General features: G+C 70.4%; 16 protein-coding genes. 10 read left to right on the top strand and 6 right to left on the bottom strand.

Features of this window, described 5'->3' with window-relative positions; genetic code table 11:
- The first annotated feature begins 78 nt into the window (after window positions 1–78).
- Both AC1PK7_RS20220 and AC1PK7_RS20215 read left to right on the top strand, forming a co-directional pair.
- Window positions 79–639, top strand: a complete 561-nt coding sequence (locus AC1PK7_RS20220) for a flavodoxin (RefSeq protein ID WP_481099299.1) — start codon at window positions 79–81, stop codon at window positions 637–639.
- A 73-nt stretch (window positions 640–712) separates the two neighbouring features.
- Window positions 713–1,045, top strand: coding sequence for a thioredoxin family protein (locus AC1PK7_RS20215; RefSeq protein ID WP_209245013.1), 333 nt, complete (start codon window positions 713–715; stop codon window positions 1,043–1,045).
- A gap of 953 nt (window positions 1,046–1,998) precedes the next feature.
- On the opposite strand, the gene AC1PK7_RS20210 is transcribed toward AC1PK7_RS20215, so the two are convergent.
- Window positions 1,999–2,904, bottom strand: coding sequence for a LysR family transcriptional regulator (locus AC1PK7_RS20210; RefSeq protein ID WP_152236671.1), 906 nt, complete (start codon window positions 2,902–2,904; stop codon window positions 1,999–2,001).
- Window positions 2,905–3,003: 99 nt separating this feature from the next.
- Between AC1PK7_RS20210 and AC1PK7_RS20205 the strand changes: the two genes are divergently transcribed.
- Together AC1PK7_RS20205 and AC1PK7_RS20200 are read left to right on the top strand one after the other, a co-directional pair.
- The gene (locus AC1PK7_RS20205) at window positions 3,004–4,257 is read left to right on the top strand and encodes an MFS transporter (protein WP_481099298.1); all 1,254 of its coding nucleotides are present in this window, start codon (window positions 3,004–3,006) and stop codon (window positions 4,255–4,257) included.
- Between the two features lie 33 nt (window positions 4,258–4,290).
- The gene (locus AC1PK7_RS20200) at window positions 4,291–4,671 is read left to right on the top strand and encodes a VOC family protein (RefSeq protein ID WP_481099297.1); all 381 of its coding nucleotides are present in this window, start codon (window positions 4,291–4,293) and stop codon (window positions 4,669–4,671) included.
- Window positions 4,672–4,702: 31 nt separating this feature from the next.
- Here the strand turns inward: AC1PK7_RS20200 and AC1PK7_RS20195 are convergent, their stop codons facing one another.
- Both AC1PK7_RS20195 and AC1PK7_RS20190 read right to left on the bottom strand, forming a co-directional pair.
- Window positions 4,703–6,658 carry a S8 family peptidase gene (locus tag AC1PK7_RS20195; RefSeq protein ID WP_481099296.1) on the bottom strand — a complete coding sequence of 652 codons (1,956 nt, stop codon included), beginning with the start codon at window positions 6,656–6,658 and terminating at the stop codon, window positions 4,703–4,705.
- Between the two features lie 65 nt (window positions 6,659–6,723).
- Window positions 6,724–9,105 (bottom strand): YadA family autotransporter adhesin, encoded by a 2,382-nt coding sequence (locus AC1PK7_RS20190; RefSeq protein WP_481099295.1) that lies wholly within the window; start codon window positions 9,103–9,105, stop codon window positions 6,724–6,726.
- Window positions 9,106–9,281: 176 nt separating this feature from the next.
- On the opposite strand from AC1PK7_RS20190, the gene AC1PK7_RS20185 reads away from it, so the two are divergent.
- On the top strand, window positions 9,282–10,643 hold the full coding sequence (locus AC1PK7_RS20185; protein ID WP_481099294.1) for a sensor histidine kinase: 1,362 nt from the start codon (window positions 9,282–9,284) through the stop codon (window positions 10,641–10,643).
- Here AC1PK7_RS20185 and AC1PK7_RS20180 read toward each other — a convergent pair.
- A complete protein-coding gene (locus AC1PK7_RS20180; RefSeq protein WP_420008231.1) occupies window positions 10,624–11,364 on the bottom strand; it encodes a response regulator transcription factor in 741 nt (246 codons plus the stop codon). The genes AC1PK7_RS20185 and AC1PK7_RS20180 overlap by 20 nt on opposite strands.
- Before the next feature lie 243 nt (window positions 11,365–11,607).
- Here AC1PK7_RS20180 and AC1PK7_RS20175 point away from each other — a divergent pair, with 243 nt between their 5' ends.
- From AC1PK7_RS20175 to purU, 5 genes are all read left to right on the top strand, one after another.
- Window positions 11,608–12,489 (top strand): NAD-dependent protein deacetylase, encoded by an 882-nt coding sequence (locus AC1PK7_RS20175; RefSeq protein WP_481099293.1) that lies wholly within the window; start codon window positions 11,608–11,610, stop codon window positions 12,487–12,489.
- 87 nt (window positions 12,490–12,576) lie between these two features.
- A complete protein-coding gene (locus AC1PK7_RS20170) occupies window positions 12,577–13,674 on the top strand; it encodes an NADH:flavin oxidoreductase/NADH oxidase (RefSeq protein ID WP_481099292.1) in 1,098 nt (365 codons plus the stop codon).
- Between the two features lie 54 nt (window positions 13,675–13,728).
- Window positions 13,729–14,607, top strand: coding sequence for an NAD(P)-dependent oxidoreductase (locus AC1PK7_RS20165; protein ID WP_371180590.1), 879 nt, complete (start codon window positions 13,729–13,731; stop codon window positions 14,605–14,607).
- Window positions 14,608–14,730: 123 nt separating this feature from the next.
- Complete coding sequence (locus AC1PK7_RS20160; protein ID WP_010340996.1) at window positions 14,731–15,171, top strand: XVIPCD domain-containing protein; 441 nt, start codon at window positions 14,731–14,733, stop codon at window positions 15,169–15,171.
- Window positions 15,172–15,618: 447 nt separating this feature from the next.
- The gene (gene purU, locus AC1PK7_RS20155; protein WP_209245002.1) at window positions 15,619–16,470 is read left to right on the top strand and encodes a formyltetrahydrofolate deformylase; all 852 of its coding nucleotides are present in this window, start codon (window positions 15,619–15,621) and stop codon (window positions 16,468–16,470) included.
- 103 nt (window positions 16,471–16,573) lie between these two features.
- Here the strand turns inward: purU and AC1PK7_RS20150 are convergent, their stop codons facing one another.
- Both AC1PK7_RS20150 and baeS read right to left on the bottom strand, forming a co-directional pair.
- Window positions 16,574–17,257 carry a response regulator gene (locus AC1PK7_RS20150; RefSeq protein ID WP_010340999.1) on the bottom strand — a complete coding sequence of 228 codons (684 nt, stop codon included), beginning with the start codon at window positions 17,255–17,257 and terminating at the stop codon, window positions 16,574–16,576.
- A complete protein-coding gene (gene baeS / locus AC1PK7_RS20145) occupies window positions 17,254–18,633 on the bottom strand; it encodes a sensor histidine kinase efflux regulator BaeS (RefSeq protein ID WP_481099291.1) in 1,380 nt (459 codons plus the stop codon). Before baeS ends, AC1PK7_RS20150 begins: the two co-directional genes overlap by 4 nt.
- Window positions 18,634–18,783: the final 150 nt, after the last annotated feature.

Below are 18,783 nucleotides of genomic sequence, written 5' to 3'. Positions count from 1 at the left end.
GGGATTCGGGATTGGGGATTGGCAAAAGCGAACCCCGCCCTGACGAATCCCGAATCCCCAATCCCGAATCCCCGCCTCATGAAAATCTTGCTCGCCTACGCTTCGCTCAGCGGCAACACCCGCGACGTCGCCCGCCGCGTGCATGCGCAGTGCGAGGCGGCGGGGCACGCGGTGACCTGGATCCACACCGACCTGCAGACGCTGCAGGGTGCGCTCGGCGACGCAGGGCGCGCGGCGGCGTTCGACCTGCATCTGCTCGGCAGCTGGACCGACAACGCCGGACGCACGCCGTCGGAGATGAAGCGCTACATCGCCGAGCTGGTCGAGGCGACCGGCAAGACGATCGAGGTGGCGGCGTTCGGCACCGGCGAGACGCAGTGGGGGCTGGAGTACTACTGCGGGGCGGTCAAGCGCATCGCGCGGTTCTTCGACAGCGCCTATCCATTGCTGGAGATCGAGCAGATGCCGCACGGCGACCGCGACAACGCGGCGATCGACGCCTGGTGCGCGCAGGTGCTGGCGTTGCGCGCGGCGCGGCTCCTGCAGCCCGATGTAGCGGCGGTGTCGCAGGACGTGGTCGGCACGGCTGGAACCGATGCCGTGCAGACCGCAGTGCCGTTGCCTGCCGGCAGCGGCTGATCCTTTTCCTTTTTCCGCCCCGGGCGCCGACCATCGCCGCGCCGGGCGTCACGTTCCAGACGAGGTCCGTTCCATGCTCACCACCATCACCGTTTCCAGTGCCGAACAGTTCGCCGATGCCCTCGCCGCGCACCCGCGCGTGCTGGCCGATTTCAACAAGGACAACTGCCCGGGCTGCCGCATGCTCGACAAGTCGCTGGAGCGTTTCGCCGAGAGCGACACGGCGCAGGGCGTGACCCTGCTCAAGGTGAAGATGGAAGACGTGGGCGAGGAGTTCTTCCGTGCCCAGGGCCTGCGGCAGACGCCGACGCTGATGCTGTTCCGCCAGGGAGAGGAAGTGGCGCGGGTGCCCGGCTTCGTGCCGCCGGCCAAGATCGACGAAGCGGTGCGCACGCACTTGGGCTGAGCGCGCCGCGTTCCTCGCACCTCGTATCTCGTAGGAGCGGCTTCAGCCGCGACGGGCTTTCCCATAGCGTTTGTCGCGGCTGAAGCTGCTCCTACGGGTTTTCTCGTCGGACCGTGAAACTCAAGCAACAGCAAAGGCTTTCGCCTTGCGGCGAGTCACTTTTCTTTGCTTGTGCAAAGAAAAGTAACCAAAAGAAAGCACACCCTGCCTACGCGCCCTCCGCGCTAACGCGCTCCGGGTCCGCGTCCAGCCCGGGGATCCGCGGAAGGGGCATCCTGCCCCTGCCGCGGACGGCGTACATCCATGTACGCCGCCCTTCGGGTGTTTCCCCGCGCTGGCCGCCGCTACGGAAGGGAACCCGGTAAGTCAAAAGCCAAAGCAACAGCAACAGCCGGAGCAACAGCAACGGCAACAGCAACGGCCGAAGCGACTGCCGCTGCAGCGCACGCCCGCATCATTGCAGCGTTCGCAAGCGAATGCGCTACGCGTGGTGGCCCACGTTGCTTGTCGATCATGTTGGACGCGAAAAACGACGCCGGTTTTCGAAGAAGCTACAGGCGCAGTTGTGCATGGCGTACAGGTGGCTGTGTCGGCGTGCACCAAGATCAGGGGCATCGCCATTGCAATGACGTATGTACGCGCTGTATCCGCACTAGCTTCTGCTTTTGCTATTGATGTTGCGTTGGCTTTCGACTTACCGGGTTCCCTTCCGCGAATCCCCGGTGCATCCGCGGACCCGGAGCGCGCAGCGCGGAGGGCGCAAGGCAGGGCGCGCTTGACCAGCCTTCGGCTGTGGTAAAGCGCTTCTTTTGGTTACCTTTTCTTTGCGCGAGCAAAGAAAAGTAACTCGCCCGTTAGGGCGAAAGCCTTTGCTCTCGTCTACCGGGAAAAAGCTCGCGGCTAAAGCCGCTCCTACATTTCTACCAAGAGAGCGCAGCCATGCACCGCCGCTCCTACCCACGCCTGCCCGCCGCATGCCCCTGCGCCAGCTGCCATAGGTGGCGCACGATCGGCATCGCCTGCGCAGTGGCCGGCAGCGCGGCCAGCGCCAACCGCGCCATCGGCACGCGGCCGTCGATGTCCAGATAGCGCACGCCGGGCAACTGCACCTGCGCGGTCGAGGCGGGGACGACCGACACGCCCAGTTCGGCCGCCACCAGGTTGACGATGGAGGACATCTGCGGCGCTTCCTGTTCGATCTTCAGCTCGAAGCCGGCCTGGCGGCAGGCGTCGAGGATCTCGTCGTAGAGGCTGGTGCCGAAGCTGCGCGGGAACAGGATGAAGGGTTCGCCGGCCAGCGCCGACAGCGGGGCGCGGCGGCGCTTGGCCAGGCGGTGCGCGGCCGGTACCGCGATCTTCATCGGTTCGTCGGGCAGCTTGAGCAACTGCAGTTCCGAGGGCGTGGCCACGCTGTAGCGGATGAAGGCCGCATCCAGCCGTCCCTGCAGCAGCGCGGCGAGCAGGCCGGCGGTGTTGGTCTCTTCCAGCGCCAGCGTCACCGCCGGCCAGCCGCGGCGGAAGCCGCGCACCAGAGTCGGCACGATCGGGTTGAACGCGGCCGAGGCGGTGAAGCCTAGCCGCAGCACGCCGCTTTCGCCGCGTGCGGCGCGGCGTGCGGCATCGCCGGCGCGCTCGAGGTCGGCGAGCACGCGCCGGGCTTCGGTGCGGAAGGCGCGGCCGGCATCGGTGAGCTCGGCGCCGCGCGGTGTGCGCACGAACAGCGGCGTGCCCAGCTCCTCCTCCAGTGCGCGGATCTGCTGGCTCAGCGGCGGTTGTTGGATGCCCAGTTGCGCCGCGGCGCGGGTGAAGTGTCCGGCCTCGGCCACGGCCAGGAAATAGCGCAGGTGGCGCAGTTCCATGTCATATCCGACACATATGGAGAACGGGCCGATCATATATTGGACGCCGAGGCCGGTCGGGCGAATACTGGCCTTCCGTTTCCCGCCACGACCCATCCCGTGAACGCCTCCAGCCAATGCCCGCCGGCGCACGCCGTGGACGATGCGCCGCTGCTGCGCATCCGCCTGGCGCTATTCCTGGCCGGCTTCGCCACCTTCTCGCTGCTGTACAGCGTGCAGCCGCTGCTGCCCGAATTCGCCCGCGAGTTCGGGCTCAGCGCGGCGGCCAGCTCGCTGCCGCTGTCGCTGGCCACCGGCGGCCTGGCGATCGCGATCTTCTGCGCCGGCGCGGTGTCGGAGACGCTGGGCCGGCGTGGGCTGATGTTCGTGTCGATCGCGTTGGCGGCGCTGCTCAACCTGCTCGCGTCCTGCCTGCCGCACTGGGGCGCGCTGGTGGCGGTGCGCGCGCTGTCCGGCATCGCCCTGGGCGGCGTCCCGGCGGTGGCGATGGTGTACCTGGCCGAGGAACTGCCGGCGAGCCGGCTCGGCGCGGCCACCGGGCTGTACGTGGCCGGCAACGCCTTCGGCGGCATGGTCGGCCGCATCGGCATGAGCATGCTCACCGACCACTTCGACTGGCGCATCGCGCTGGCCACGCTGAGCACGGTGGATCTGCTGGCCGCGATCGGCTTCGTGTGGCTGCTGCCGCCGTCGCGGCATTTCGTGCGCCGCCAGGGCGTGAACCTGCGCTTCCACCTGCGCGCCTGGGGCGGGCATCTGCGCGATCGCCATCTGCCGTGGCTGTTCGCGATCCCGTTCCTGGCGATGGGCGTGTTCGTCAGCGTCTACAACTACGCCGGCTTCCGCCTGGGCGGTCCGGAGTTCGGCCTGAGCCAGAGCCAGCTCGGCCTGATCTTCAGTGCCTACGTGTTCGGCATCGTGTCGTCCTCGGTCGCCGGCGCCGCCTCCGACCGATTCGGCCGCGGCCCGGTGGTGCTGGCCGGCCTGGCCACCGCGGCGCTGGGCGTGGCGCTGACCCTGGCGCATGCGCTGGTGCCGGTCATCGCCGGCATCGTGCTGCTGACCATCGGCTTCTTCGTGGCGCACTCGGCGGCCAGCGCCTGGGTCGGGCGCCTGGGCGGCCAGCACAAGAGCCATGCCGCCTCGCTGTACCTGCTGGCCTATTACGCCGGCGCCAGCGTGATCGGCTCGCTCAGCGGCGCGGCCTGGCAGCACGGTGGCTGGAACGCGCTGGTCGCGTGCTGCCTGGTGTTGCTGGGTATCGGCCTGGTCGCCGCGCACGTGCTGCGCCGCGGTGCCGACGACAGCCGCCCCTATGGCCGCTTCGGGCCGCATCCGCCGCGCGGCGAGTGAGCCGCGCCGCCGTCATCCAGCGAGGATTTCGCGATGCAGATCGACCATCTCGACCATCTGGTCCTCACCGTCGCCGACATCGACGCCACCTGCGCGTTCTATGCGCAGGTGCTGGGCATGCGCGTGGTCACCTTCGGCGAAGGCCGCAAGGCGCTGGCGTTCGGCCAGCAGAAGATCAACCTGCATCGGCATGGCCACGAGTTCGACCCGAAGGCGCGGGTGCCCACGCCGGGCTCGGCCGACCTGTGCTTGCTCACTGCCACGCCGCTGGCGCAGGTGGTCGAGGAACTGCGTACCGCCGCCGTGCCGATCGAGCAGGGGCCGGTGCAACGCACCGGTACCCGCGGGCCGATCCTGTCGGTGTACATCCGCGATCCCGACGGCAACCTGATCGAGATCGCCAACCCCTTGTGAGCGCAGGCGCCGTAGCGCCTGCACGGCGCGGTCATTCCGAATAGCTGACCGACAGGGTCACGTTGGCGTAGCCGCCGCTGCCGCCGACCAGGCGGAAGAAGTAGCTGCCGGTGGCCGGCAGCGCCATCTGCACGTTCTGCGTGGTGCCGTTGCGCAGCGAACTGTAGTCGGCATTGCTGCCGTCGGTGCCGGGCGCGCGCACCGCACGCACGTACAGCTTGAGCTGGCCGCTGCCGCCGAGGGTGCGAATCTGCAGGTTGCGGGCATTGACCGGCACGTCCAGGCGGTACAGCGGGCCCTGGCCGGCCGCGGCCGACAGCTTGCTGACGGTGCCGCGGCCCACGCTGATCGCCGTGGCCTCGTCGCCGCCGCCGCTGGCGCCGGCGGCACGGGCGACGGCCTTGGCGGCATTGAGGATGCCAGCGCCGATGTACGGCGTCTGCTTGCTCGGGAAGGGGAGGGAGGTCTGGGTCAGGATGTCGCGCAGCTGCGCCTGCGAGGGCACCGGGCGGTTGGCGTTGAGCGCGGCGCTGATCGCCAGCGCAACCACGCCGGCCACGTGCGGCGAGGCCATCGAGGTTCCCGCGTAGCCCGCATAGGCCGGCTGGTCGGGGCCCTTTTCGCCGGTGTTGAGCGTGGACCAGATCAGGCCGGTGCGCACCGAGCCCGATCCGCTGGCGGCATCGTTGGCATAGACGCCGCCGCCCGGGGCCGACAGGGTGATGGTGTTGCCGTAGTTGGAGTAGTAGGCGCGGCCGCCGGTGATGCCGTTGGCCGCCACGTTGATCACGCCCGGGCAACTGGCCGGCGAATAGCCCGCGGCATCGGCGTTGTCGTTGCCGGCCGCCACCACCACCACGCTGCCGCGCGCGATCGCGCTGGAGATGGCGCTGGAGGTCACCGAATCCTGCGCGCAGGAACCGCCGCCGCCCAGGCTCATGTTGATCACCTCGGCCGGGTTCGGATTGTCCGGCACGCCGTCGACATGGCCACCCGAGGCCCAGACGATGGCATCGGCGATGTCGGCGGTGGTGCCGCCGCAGTGGCCGAGCGCGCGGATCGGCAGGATCTTCGCATCCGGGGCCACGCCCGCCATGCCGATGCCGTTGTTGGTGCGCGCGGCGATGGTGCCGGCGACGTGGGTGCCGTGCCAGGAACTGGTTTTCTGTTCCTCCGGCTGCACGCAGCCGCCGTTGGCGACCAGGTACTTGTCGTCGGTGGTCCAGTCGCCGGTGTCCCAGCCGCCGGCCACGCGCCCGTTGCTGGCACGGCCGGAGAGCAGCGCATCGCTGATGAAGTCGTAGCCGGCGCTGGCCAGCGAGGTGTCCAGGTCCGGGTGGGCGGTGATGCCGGTGTCGATCACCGCCACCACCACGCCCTGGCCGGTGCCGTACTGCCAGGCGGGCACCAGGTCGATGCCGCCGCGGTTGGGATAGCCGGTGGTCTCCGGCGCCAGCGTTTCCAGATGGCCGTCGGGCGTGCGCAGATGCCACTGCACCGAGTAGCCGGGATCGTTGGGCGCGGTCGCCGCGGCCGCCGTGGCCTGCGCGGTGCTGCGCACCGGCTTGAGCAGCAGGTTCGGCTCCACGTGCGCGATCGCGGGGTCGGCCTTCAGGCTGGCGATCAGTGTCTGCAGTTGCGACGGCGTCAGCGCACGGCTGGGCCGCACCAGGTCGGCACCGATGGCGAGCCGGCGCACCCGGTTCAAGGCCGGGGCGGCCTGTCGGTAGGTGCTGGTCCAGGTGCTGGCGGTGCTGCGCGCGGCCATGATCTGGTTCAACGTGGCGCTGGCCGCGCGCGCGTCGCGGACGGCGCTGCTGCCGTCGCGGTAGGTCACGATCAGGCCGTCGTAGACGGTGGATTGCCCAGGCGTGGCCTGGGCCAGGACCGAGAAGCGCGGGGCGCTCTGCGCCTGTGCGGTACCGGCGAGGGCCAGGCCCAGCGACAGGGCGAGCAGATTGCGGGACAGCGGGATGGCATGGGTCATGGCGGTGTCTCTGGGAAGATCGACGAAGGCGTGGAAATCGCGAAAGGGGCGATACCGGCGGGGTGTCACCAACTGAAGCCGGCACCGGCGGACACGCTCTTCTCGCTGCCGGAGAAGGCGCCGCCGAGCGAGACGCTGGCGCGGTTGCCGATCGCGCGCTGGTAGCCGATCGCCAGCGCGCTTTCGCCGCCTTGCGAGCCGACGCCGACGCCGACCCGGTTGGCCCCGGCCAGGCCGGAGGTGTTGGTCGCCATGCCGGCGTAGGCAGCGCTGACCGCACCCATGCGGTCGATGCGCCGGTCCAGGTGCTGGAAGCGTTGGTCGGTATCGGTGCGCAGGCGGGTCAGGTTGTCGTCCCAGCCGGCCATGCGGTTGTCGGTATAGGCCTTGGCGCTGCTCAGCGTGGCGCTGTCGCCGGCCTGCATCTGCGCCACGTTGACCGCGTCGGTGGGCGCGCTGCCGGCGGCGACGTTGCTGATCTGGCGTTCGTTGCCGGCGCTGCCCACCGAGACGGTATTGGCGCGGGTGGCGGACGAACCGCGGCCGAGGGCCACAGCGTTGCTTGCCGAGACCGAGGCGCCCTGGCCGACAGCGGTGCCGGAGGCGGCGGTGACCGTGGCGCTTTCGCCCACCGCCACCGCATTCGTCGCGCTGGCGCTGATGCTGGCGTTCGCGCCGACCGCGGTGCTGCCGTCGGCATTGACCTGCGCGTTGCCGCCCAGTGCGGTGTCGTTGGGACCGTAGGCCAGCGCATTGGAGCCGATCGCCGTGCCGTTCTGCCCGTTGGCGGTGGCCTGCGCGCCGACCGCCACCGCATTGGTGCCGGCACCGACAGTGGGAGCGCCGGTGGCGCCGCTGCCCACCGCCACGCCGCCGCCACCGCTCTGCACCAGGTTGCCGACCCGGGCATCCAGCGCCGAAAACGCGCCATCCAGCGCCGACAGCGCCGAGCCGACCGTGCCATAGCTGCGGCCCTGGATCAGGTAGCTGCCGCCGGTGAAGCTGCCATCGCCGCCGAGCGCGCTGCCGGCGCCGAGCGCGCTGGCGATGCTGCGCAACTGCAGCACGTTCACCGCGTCGGTGTCGGCCGTGCCGGCGGCGACGTAGGTGAGCTGGCGCAGCGCGCCGTCGCTGCCGAAGGCGACCGCGTTGTCGCGGTCGGCCATCGAACCGGCGCCGATCGCCACGCTGTTGGCGCCGGTGGCGGCGCTGTTGTAGCCCAGTGCCACGGTGCTCGCGCCCATCGCGGTGGCGCCGCTGCCCAGTGCGGTGGCGCCTTCGCCGTTGGCGCTGGCGATGCTGCCGAAGGCGCTGGCATCGACGCCATCGGCGTAGGCCTGACCGCCCACCGCCATGGCGTTTTCGCTGGTCGCCAGCGCCTGCGCGCCCAGCGCCACGCTGTGGGTCGCATCGGCATGGCTGTCGAAGCCCAGCGCCACGCCGTAATCCGATAGCGCCCAGCTGCCGGCGCCCACGTTCACCGCGCCCAGGCCGTTGGCTTGCGCGGGAACGCCGCTGTTGCTGGCGCCGATGCTCACGCTCTGCTGGCCGGAGGCCGCGGCGCCTTCGCCGAGCGCCACACTGCCGTCGCCGCTGGCGGTGGCGGTGTAACCCATCGCGGTGCCGAAATAGCCGGAGGCGGTGCTGTAGCCGCCGGCCGCGGTGGCACCGACGTTGGACGCCAGGGCGGCGTAGCCGAAGGCGCTGGCCTGTTCGCTCTCGGCACGCGAGGAACCGCCGACGGCGGTCGCATAGATCCCGCTGGCCGCGGAGGTGGAGCCGACCGCGGTGGCGCTGTCGCCATCGGCGCTGGCGTTCCAGCCCAGCGCGCTGGCGTTGCCGGCGGTGGCGGCGGCAGCCGTGCCGATCGCCAGCGCGCCGAAGCCGGTGCTCTGCGCGCCGGCCGAGTCGCCGTTGGCGCTGCCGAAGAAGCTGCCGCCGATCGCGATCGCCGAGGTGCCGCTGGCCACCGCGCCATCGCCCATGGCGATGGCGGCGCTGTCGGAGGCGACGGTGTGGTGGCCGATGGCGATGGCGAAGGCGCCCGAGGCATCGGCACGCGCGCCCATCGCCACCGCGCGCAGGCCGGCGGCGCTGGCGTAGTCGCTGCCGTCGTTCAGGCCTTCGGCCAGGAAGTAGCGGGTGGTGTTCTGGGTGCCCGGCTGCACGTCCTGGGCGGTGGCGTCCTGCGGCGTGGCGTTGGCGGCGTCGGCGCTGTCCGGCGCTGCGCGGGTGACCGCGGCGGCGGTATCGCGTTGCGCCGTCGGCGTGGCCGTGGCCGTGGTCGGCGTCGGCGCCGGCGCCGGTGCCGCGAAGGCGCTCGCGGGCAGGCTCAGCGCGAGCAGCAACGCGGCGGTCAACAACCCGTCAGAGGCCTGCGGCAGGATGGACGGGGACGACGACAGCGGGCGCACGGCGGTGCGCAGGGCGTTGGGCAGAAAAGGCATGGTCGGTTCCGGGGCTGGGGCCGGGAGCGTCGTCCCGACAACGAGTCAGGCCCGATTAAGGCGGCAAGCCCCACTGCCCTTCAATGCACGCAAATTCACGTCTTCCTCACGGTAGACTCACCGCCATGGGAGTCTGGGTGAGATGGGGTGCGCACTCTGCGCCGGTCGCGCTTGCCGTGCGGCTGTGGCGGCGCCTCTCGCTGTGGCTGCGCCGGGTGCCCATCGCCGACCCGCTGGACCGCCGCAACGCACCCGCGCTGCAGGTGCTGTTCGTGTTCCTAGGCAGCGAGATTCCGCTCAACAAGCTCTATCACCTGCTGACCGCACCGCGCATCGAGATGGGCACGGTGCAGTTGGCGGTAGACGTGGGCACCGATGCGGCGATCGCCGGCGCGGCATGGGCCGGGGTCTGGATGATCCGCCGCGGTCTGCTGAAACAGGCCACGGCCATGTTCATCGCGGTGGTGCTGTGCTCGGCGGTCGCCGCCAACCTGGCGTTCGGCTACCAGCTGCAGGCCTTCGATCCGTATCCGATGATGATGCTGACCCTGGCCGCGCTGGTGATCGGGCGTCGCGCGCTGTGGCTGGTGTACCTGTGCATCCCGCTGATCTTCTGGCTGGGCATGGAAAGCCCGTGGGGCCAGGATCCGCACGGCAACCGCAGCCCGTTCCAGAACCTGCCGTCGCTGGCGTTGAGCTACCTGATGATCACCCTGGTGCTGGACCGCACCGTCGCCGCGCTGCGCGAGAGCCTGTGGCGCGCGCGGCGCAGCGCCGCGCGTTTGCGCGTGGAGATGCGCGAGCGCACCCTGGCGCAGCAACGCCTGCTGCACCTGCAGAAGATCGAGCTGGTGGAACAGTTGGCCAGCGGCGTATCGCACGACTTCAACAACATCCTCAGCGCGATCCTGGGCTACACCGAGCAACGCCACTGCGTGCACGAACTGGACTATCACCCGCCGCGCGATGCGCTGGTGCTGGCCGATGCGCTGGAGGGCGTGGCGCTGGCCGCGCAGCGCGGCGTGGCGGTCAGCCGCAAGCTGCTCAGCTTCAGTCGCCGCGAGGCGAGCGTGCCCGAGCGTTTCGATGCCGGCGAAGCGCTGCGCAGCCTGCAGCCGATGCTGCGGCAACTGTTCGGCGCCGCGGTGCAGGTCCGGCTGGACGTGGCCGCCGAACCGGCGCCGGTATTCCTGGATCGCAGCCGCTTCGATCTGGCGCTGCTCAATTTCGCCGCCAACGCACGCGACGCGATGCCGGGCGGCGGCTGTTTTTCGCTGCAACTGCGCCGCGACGGCGAGACCATCGCCATCGCCATCGCCGATACCGGCGTGGGCATGAGCGAGGCCGTGCAACGGCAGATCTTCGAGCCGTTCTTCACCACCAAGCCGGCCGGACAGGGCACCGGGCTGGGCCTGGCGGTGGCGTTCGAAATGGCGCAAGAGGCGCACGGCAGCCTGCAGGTGCGCAGCGCACCCGGCGCCGGCACCTGTTTCGTGCTGCGCCTGCCGCTGGCCGGGCTCAGCGCTCCTGCGGCATGAGCAGATAGCCTTCGCCGCGCACCGCGCGCAATGGCAGCGCGCTGCCGGTGCGCTCGTGCACCTTCTGCCGCAGCCGATGCAGCAACGCATCCAGCCGATGCGGATCGATCTCCAGCCCAGCGTTGCCGCCGAGCATGCCGATCAACGCATCGCGGCTGACCAGGCGCCCGCGCGCCTGCCACAGGCTCTGCAGCACCTTGCGTTCGGAGGCGGTCAACGGCACCGCCTGCCCATCCGGCGCGAACAGGCACCAGCCGTCGTCCTGCAGTTGCCATTCCTCGCTGGCCGGCGCCGCCGGCCGCAGCATGCGCCGGGCCACGCTGAACAGGGTGGCGGCGAGGATCTCGATCTGCACCGGCTTGATCAGGTACGCATCGGCGCCCTGGACCAGCCCGCGCACCAGATCCGGCTGCTCGCCGCGGCCGCTGAGGATGACGATGCCCATGCCGGGACGGCGTTCCTGCAGTTGCTGGGTCAGGGTGAAACCGTCGCTGTCGGGCAGGCCGATGTCGAGCACGATCAGATCGACACGTTGCGCCTCCAGCGCCGTCCACAGCGCCTGCGCGGTGCGCAGCGGTATCGCCTCGAATCCGTGCCGCAGCAAGCCCGGCAGCAGCACGCGGTCGCGCAGCACATCGTCGTCCTCCAGCAACGCCACCCGCAGCGGGGCGTTGGCGGCAGGGGCGAACGGGGGCGGGGTGGGATCGGAAACGCGGCTCACGAGGCGGAATCGGCGAAGGGACGGCATTCCTCACGGAGGCAGCGTGCGGCGTGACGCATGCCGTGAACGCTCAGCATCCTGCCGCGTTCTGGACAGTAGCCAGTTTCCCGCAGGCTTTCAATGCGCGCGGCAACGCTTCAGCGGCGGCGCTGGCCAGGGCTTGCGTTGCCGCCGCCCACCCCCTAGATAGGGAGCCGACACGCGGCCGTCGCGTGCGCCTCCATCACGTCCGGGACCTTCACGATGTCGCAGTTGCTGCAGGATCACCCCGCGTCCGCACAGCCAGCGGCGTCCGCGCTGGAAGCGTTCGTCGACTGCCACCGGCGCCTGTTCGTGCTGACCGGCGCCGGCTGCAGCACCGACTCGGGCATTCCCGACTACCGCGATGCCGCCGGCGACTGGAAGCGTGCGCAGCCGGTGACCTACCAGGCCTTCATGGGCGAGCTGGCGACGCGGCAGCGCTACTGGGCGCGCAGCCTGCTCGGCTGGCCGCGCTTCGGCCATGCGCGGCCCAATGCCACCCACGCCGCGCTGGCGCAGCTGGAAGCGCGCGGCCAGGTCGAACTGCTGCTGACCCAGAACGTGGACGGCCTGCACCAGGCCGCCGGCAGCCGCGCCACCATCGATCTGCATGGGCGCCTGGACGTGGTGCGCTGCATGGGCTGCGAGCGGCGCATGCCGCGCGAGGCGTTCCAGCAGCACCTGCTGCAGCACAATCCGCAGTGGGCGACGCTGCAGGCTGCGCCGGCGCCGGACGGCGATGCCGACCTGGAGGGCGAGGATTTCGCCAGCTTCGTGGTGCCCGCCTGCACGCACTGCGGCGGCGTGCTGAAGCCGGATGTGGTGTTCTTCGGCGAGAACGTGCCGCGCGAGCGCGTGGCCAGTGCCTTCGCGCATCTGCAGCGCGCCGACGCGGTACTGGTGGTGGGCTCGTCGCTGATGGTCTATTCCGGCTTCCGCTTCGTGCAAGCCGCGGCCAAGGTCGGCCTGCCCATCGCCGCGGTCAACCTGGGCCGCACCCGCGGCGACGATCTGCTGAGCCTGAAAGTGGAGCAATCGTGCGCGCAGGCGCTGGCGTTCCTCTTGCCGGCAGCGGCGCGCGTTCCGAATCCCGGCACGAACTGATCCACCGGCAGTGGTTGATCGCGCTGTACGGCAGGAGTGCAATGGCCGCTTACCGCGCCGCGCGCGGCGTTTTCATGGATTCGCATCGTGAGCCAGTTGTTCTCGCCCCTGGCACTGGGGCCGTTGTCGTTGTCCAACCGCATCGTGATCGCGCCGATGTGCCAGTACTCGGCCGAGGACGGCCGTGCCAGCGACTGGCATGTGCAGCATCTGGGCCAACTGGCGCAGTCCGGCGCCGGCCTGCTGATCCTGGAGGCGACGGCGGTGGAGCCGCGCGGGCGCATCAGCTACGCCGACCTGGGCCTGTGGGACGATGCCACCGAAGCCGCGCTGGATACGGTGTTGCGCGCGGTGCGGCGCTGGTCGCCGATGCCGTTGGGCATCCAGCTCGCGCATGCCGGGCGCAAGGCGTCCACTCGCAAGCCGTGGGACGGCGGTGGCGCGATCGCGCCCGACCAGCCGAACGGCTGGCAGACCGTGGCGCCGTCGGCGCAGGCGTTCGACCAGGATGGCGTGCCGCCGCAGGCGCTGGACCTGGCCGGCATCGACGCCATCGTGGAGGCATTCGTGGCGTCGGCGCGGCGCGCCGAGCGTCTCGGCTTCCAGCTGATCGAACTGCATGCCGCACACGGCTACCTGCTGCACCAGTTCCTGTCGCCGCTGAGCAATCAGCGCGCCGATGCCTACGGTGGCAGCCTGGAGAACCGCATGCGCCTGCTGCTGCGCGTGCATGCGGCGGTGCGCGCCGCGGTGGCGCCGAGCATCGCAGTGGGCGTGCGCATCTCCGCGACCGACTGGGTCGACGGCGGCTGGGACCTGGCGCAGAGCGAGGCGCTGGCGCAGGCATTGCAGGCGCAGGGCTGCGATTATCTGCACGTGTCCAGCGGCGGGCTGGACCGGCGCCAGCGCATTCCGGTGGCGCCGGGTTACCAGGTGCCGCTGGCCGAGGCGCTGCACCGCGCGCTGCGCATGCCGGTGATCGCGGTGGGCCTGATCACCGAGCCGCAGCAGGCCGAGGCGATCCTCGCCGAGGACCGCGCCGACGCCATCGCGCTGGCCCGCGGCATCCTCTACGATCCGCGCTGGCCCTGGCACGCAGCCGCCGCGCTGGGCGCGCGGTTGCGGCCATCGCCGCAATACCTGCGCTGCGAGCCGCACGCGGCGCGCGGCGTGTTCGACGCCTGACCGACGCGCCGCACGGTTGGCGGCCTCCACTTTGATTCCTTCAGGGAGCATGCAATGACGACGATTGGATTTCTCGGCCTGGGCACGATGGGCCAGCCGATCGCGCTCAACCTGCTGCGTGCCGGCCATGCGTTGACGGTCTGGAACCGCAGCCCCGCGGCGGCACAGCCCCTGCTAGAGGCCGGCGCGCAGCTGGCCGCGCAACCGGCCGACGCGGTGCGCGGTCCGGTGCTGTTCTCGATGCTGGCCGACGACACCGCGGTGCGCGAGACCCTGCTCGACCGCGGCGCGCTGGACGCGCTCACCGCCGGCAGCGTGCACGTCAACATGGCCACCATCTCGGTGGCGCTGGCGCGCGAACTGCACGCGCTGCATGCCGAGCGCGGCGTCGCCTACCTGGCGCTGCCGGTGCTGGGGCGGGTCGAGGTGGCCGCAGCCGGCCAGCTCAACCTGCTCGCCGCCGGCGACGCCGCGGCGCTGGCGCGGGTGCAGCCCTTGCTCGATGTCGTCGGGCGCAAGACCTGGTATTTCGGCGCCGCGCCGGAACAGGCCAACGCGGTCAAGCTCGCCGCCAACCTGTGCCTGGCCAGCGCCATCGGCACCATGGCCGAAGCATCGGCGCTGGTGCGTGGGCACGGCGTGGAAGCGGCCGATTTCCTCGACATGCTCACCAGCACCGTGTTCGCCGCACCGGCCTACCAGACCTACGGCGGCATGATCGCCGAGCAGCGCTATAGCCCGGCCGGCTTCAAGGCCACGCTGGGCCTGAAGGACGTGCGCCTGGCGCTGAACGCCGGCGAGACCCGGCACGTGCCGATGCCGCTGGCGGGGGTGCTGCGCGATGCCTTCATCGAAGCGATCGCGCACGGCGACGGCGAGCTGGACTGGGCGGCGCTGGCCAAGGTCGCCGCGCGCCGCGCCGGCCAGGCCTGAGCGACGCGGCACGATCTTCAGCGGACCTTGGCGGCGCATGCGGCACACTGCGTGCCCGCTTGAGCCTGGCGCGCGCTTGCCGCTAAGGTGAGGCGATTTGCTGGCGCATCACAGGAGGATGCCATGAGCCCGAATTCGTCCGATCCCGGCGACAGAGCGCCGATCCAGCCACCGCGCGCGGTCGTGCGCGAGGCCGTGCCGGGGCCCGATCATCCGGACCATCCGGACCACCTGCTGTACGCGCAGATCCGCGAGGGCGTGCACGCGCTGGACGCGGCCTGCGGCCGCGCGCCGGATGCGATCAGCGAGCGCATGGTCGCGCGGCTGCTGCCGCTGGCCAAGGAATACGGCTTCGACCAGGTCGACCACGTGGTGCTCAGCCGCGAGATCGGCGAGGTGGAGGATGGCGAGAACGTGTTCCTGGTGCGCGGCGACCTGGACGATCCGGCGCACCTGCGCGCGCACATCACCACGCACGAAGCGGTCGGCATGTCGGTGGAGGATTCGCTGGCGCGCCTGGAGAAGGTCAACCGCCGTTTGGCGCTGCGCCTGCGCCCGGAGTGAGCGCAGGCGAGTGAGCAACGTCCCAGGCGAGGCGTCAGCTGCGACCTGATTTCAGTGCGAGCACGGCCGAGCCCCTCTCCCCCCGGGAGAGGGGTTGGGGTGAGGGTGCGAGCGCGCAGCGCATGCGATGTTTCGACTGCACGAGGCTTCGCCCGCACCCTCATCCGCCGCTTCGGGGCACCTTCTCCCAAAGGGAGAAGGAAAAGCCGGCTTCGGCTGGATCGCTAAGCCCCTCTCCCTCCGGGAGAGGGGTTGGGGTGAGGGTACGAGCGCGCAGCGCACGCGGTGTTTCGACTGCACGAGGCTTCGCCCGGACCCTCATCCGCCCCTTCGGGGCACCTTCTCCCAGAGGGAGAAGGAAAAGCCGGCCTCGGCTGCATGGCTCTTAGCCCCTCTCCCCCCGGGAGAGGGGTTGGGGTGAGGGTACGGGTCCCCTATCATCCGCAAATGCGCCACGACTACATCCTGACCCTGTCCTGCCCGGACCGTACCGGCATCGTCTACCGCGTCAGCGGCCTGCTGTTCGAGCACGGCTGCAACATCCTCGACGCGCAGCAGTTCGGCGACGAGGAAAGCGGCCGCTTCTTCCTGCGCGTGCACTTCGACGTGCCGGCCGACGGCGTCGTCGCCGCGGTGAAGCTGCAATTGGAGCCGCTGGCCGCCGACTACGCGATGGACTGGCAACTGCACGACGCGCGCCGCCGTGCGCGCCTGCTGGTGCTGGTCAGCAAACAGGGCCACTGCCTCAACGACCTGCTGTTCCGCGCGCACAGCCGGCAGTTGCGGGTGGATATCGCCGCGGTGGCCTCCAATCACCCCGATTTCGCCGCGCTCGCCGGCTCCTACGGCGTGCCGTTCCATCACCTGCCGGTGAGCGCCGCCAATCGCGACGAACAGGAAGCGCAGTTGCTGGCGCTGGTCGAACGCGAACGCATCGACCTGGTGGTGCTGGCCCGCTACATGCAGATTCTGTCGCCGACCCTCTGCGCGGCACTGGCCGGACGCGCGATCAACATCCACCACAGCTTCCTGCCCAGCTTCAAGGGCGCGCAGCCGTATCACCAGGCGCACGCGCGCGGGGTCAAGATCATCGGCGCCACCGCGCACTACGTCACCGGCGACCTGGACGAAGGCCCGATCATCGAGCAGGACGTGGCCCGCGTGGACCACGCCATGACCCCGCGCGAACTGGTGCGCCTGGGCAGCGACACCGAGTCGCAGGTGCTGGCCCGCGCCGTGCGACGCCACGTCGAACATCGCATCCTGCTCAACGGGCATCGCACGGTCGTGTTTCGGTAAGGCGGGGAGTGGGGATTCGGGATTGGGGATTCGCAAAAGCGGCCTGGCTGATCACCGTTGCGATGCGGGCCGCTTTGACGAATCCCCAATCCCGAATCCCCAATCACGGCTCAAACCGATAACCAGCCCCATACACCGAGCGCACCCAGTCCTCGACGCCGGCGTCGGCGAGTTTGCGGCGCAGGTTCTTGACGTGGCTGTCGACGGTGCGGTCGGTGACGATGCGGTGGTCGAGGTAGAGCCGGTCCATCAGTTGCTCGCGCGAGTACACGCGTCCCGGCGCGGCGGCGAGGGTGCGCAACAGGCGGAACTCGACCTGGGTCAGGTCCAGGTCGCGGCCGTGCACGCTGGCCCGGCACGCGTCCTCGTCGATCCGCAGGCCCGGCGCCGGCGCGCCGTTGGGATCGTGGCGATGGCGGCGCAGCACCGCCTGCACCCGCGCCACCACCTCGCGCGGGCTGAACGGCTTGCAGATGTAGTCGTCGGCGCCGATCTCCAGACCCAGCAGGCGGTCGATCTCCTCCACCCGCGCGGTGACCATGATGACCGGCACCGCGCTTTCCCTGCGCAGGTCGCGGCAGATCTCCAACCCGTCGCGGTTGGGCAGCATCAGGTCCAGCAGCACCAGGTCCGGCTGCTGCGCGCGGAAGGCGCCCAGTACCTGCGCGCCATCGGCGATCCAGTCGTGCGAATAGCCGGCCGCGTGCAGGTATTCGCGCAGCACCGCGGCCAGGCGCGGTTCGTCCTCGACGATCAGCACGTGCCCGATCGGATCCAGGCTGCTCATGCCGCGAGCGCCGGTAGACGCACCACCACGCGCAATCCGCCGAGTGTAGAAGGCTCGGCGTCGATCGCACCGCCATGGGCCTCGGCGATGTTGCGGCAGATCGCCAGGCCCAGGCCGCTGCCGCCGCTGGCGCGGTTGCGCGAGGCCTCGGCGCGATAGAAGCGTTCGAACAGGCGCGCGCGCTTGTCCGCTTCCACGCCTGGTGCGCTGTCCTCCACCATCAGCTCCAGCATCGCGTCGCGGCGCGTGCAGCGCACCTGCACCGTGCCGCCGGCATCGGTGTAGCGCAGGGCGTTCTCCAGCAGGTTGCCGAGCAGTTGCTGCAGGCGGCGTTCGTCGCCGTCCACCGGCAGCGGGCCGGCCTGGATCTGCGCCTGCACATGGAGCTGCGCGACGGCGAAGCGCGCGCGCATGCCGTCCAGCACGGTGGCCAGGATCACCGCCAGGTCGACCGGCGCGCGTCGATAGGCGAGCGCGCCGACGTCGGTCAGCGACACGTCGTACAGGTCTTCGATCAGCTTGCCGAGCTGGCCGACCTGCTGGTGCAGCGAGCCCAGCGAGTGCTGCGTCATCGGGCGGATGCCGTCCTGCAGCGCTTCCAGTTCCGCACGCAACACCGCCAGCGGCGTGCGCAGCTCGTGCGAGATATCGGCCATGAAGTCGCGCCGCGCGCGCTCGTTGTGTTCCAGCGCCTGCGCCAGCAGATTGAAGTCGCGCGCCAGCTGGCCGAGTTCGTCGCGCGCGTCGGCGTCGATGCGGGTGGCGTAGTCGCCGGCGGCCAGGCGGTGGGTGGCGCCGGTGAGGCCGCGCATGCGCCGCAACAGGGCGCGCGACAGCAGCCAACCGAGCAGCGCGGCGACCACCAGCGAGGCGCTGCCGATCGTCCACCATGCTTGCTGCTGCGCCGCGTAGAAACGCGCGTCTGCCGCCGCCAGCGCTTTCTGGAACGGCAGCATCGCCATCCAGCCGACGGTACGGCCGCCGACCACCACCGGGCGCAGGATGTCGTCGCGCCCGACATCCGGATTGCCGATCAGCGACTTGAAGTCTTGGTCGAGCAGCGCGAAGCGAAACACCGCGCCGGTCTGGTCGGAAATCGGCGGCGCCCTGCGCGGCGGGCCGGGGCCACGCTCCGGGCGCATCAGCACGAACCAGACTTCGGGATTGTCACGCACGAAATCCCAGTTGCCGTGCCGCGCGTATTCGGCGCTGACCCGCGGCAAGGCCTCCTGCATGCGCTCCACGCCCTGTTCGTTGAGGTAATCCAGGAACTGGCGCTTGACGAAGGCCTGCACGGCCAGGCCGTTGATCAACAGCACCGTCACGCAGGCGGCGAGGATGGCGAGGAACAGCTTGGCGGTGAGGCCCAGTTTCATCGGAGGGGCGACGCGCGGCGCGGAAACGGCAATTGCTGCGTATTAGCCCCGTCATGACAGTGGAAATCAAGCGAATCCGCGCCATCGCCGGCAATCTCCAAATTTGCTGCACATTTGCGCACTAGCGTGGCCAGCTTCGGAAATCCCGTG

Source organism: Xanthomonas sp. NCPPB 3174 (genome assembly GCF_056725205.1).
The sequence above is the reverse complement of the archived record's forward strand: the minus strand, read 5'-3'. Positions and strand labels throughout refer to the sequence as shown.

What these genes read in the sequence shown, in the direction of transcription:
- AC1PK7_RS20220 (WP_481099299.1), top strand. Translation starts at nt 79, where the DNA reads ATGAAAATCTTGCTCGCCTACGCTTCGCTCAGCGGCAACACCCGCGAC.
- AC1PK7_RS20215 (WP_209245013.1), top strand. Translation starts at nt 713, where the DNA reads ATGCTCACCACCATCACCGTTTCCAGTGCCGAACAGTTCGCCGATGCC.
- AC1PK7_RS20210 (WP_152236671.1), bottom strand. Translation starts at nt 2,904, where the DNA reads ATGGAACTGCGCCACCTGCGCTATTTCCTGGCCGTGGCCGAGGCCGGA.
- AC1PK7_RS20200 (WP_481099297.1), top strand. Translation starts at nt 4,291, where the DNA reads ATGCAGATCGACCATCTCGACCATCTGGTCCTCACCGTCGCCGACATC.
- AC1PK7_RS20195 (WP_481099296.1), bottom strand. Translation starts at nt 6,658, where the DNA reads ATGACCCATGCCATCCCGCTGTCCCGCAATCTGCTCGCCCTGTCGCTG.
- AC1PK7_RS20190 (WP_481099295.1), bottom strand. Translation starts at nt 9,105, where the DNA reads ATGCCTTTTCTGCCCAACGCCCTGCGCACCGCCGTGCGCCCGCTGTCG.
- AC1PK7_RS20175 (WP_481099293.1), top strand. Translation starts at nt 11,608, where the DNA reads ATGTCGCAGTTGCTGCAGGATCACCCCGCGTCCGCACAGCCAGCGGCG.
- AC1PK7_RS20165 (WP_371180590.1), top strand. Translation starts at nt 13,729, where the DNA reads ATGACGACGATTGGATTTCTCGGCCTGGGCACGATGGGCCAGCCGATC.
- AC1PK7_RS20160 (WP_010340996.1), top strand. Translation starts at nt 14,731, where the DNA reads ATGAGCCCGAATTCGTCCGATCCCGGCGACAGAGCGCCGATCCAGCCA.
- purU (WP_209245002.1), top strand. Translation starts at nt 15,619, where the DNA reads ATGCGCCACGACTACATCCTGACCCTGTCCTGCCCGGACCGTACCGGC.
- AC1PK7_RS20150 (WP_010340999.1), bottom strand. Translation starts at nt 17,257, where the DNA reads ATGAGCAGCCTGGATCCGATCGGGCACGTGCTGATCGTCGAGGACGAA.
- baeS (WP_481099291.1), bottom strand. Translation starts at nt 18,633, where the DNA reads ATGAAACTGGGCCTCACCGCCAAGCTGTTCCTCGCCATCCTCGCCGCC.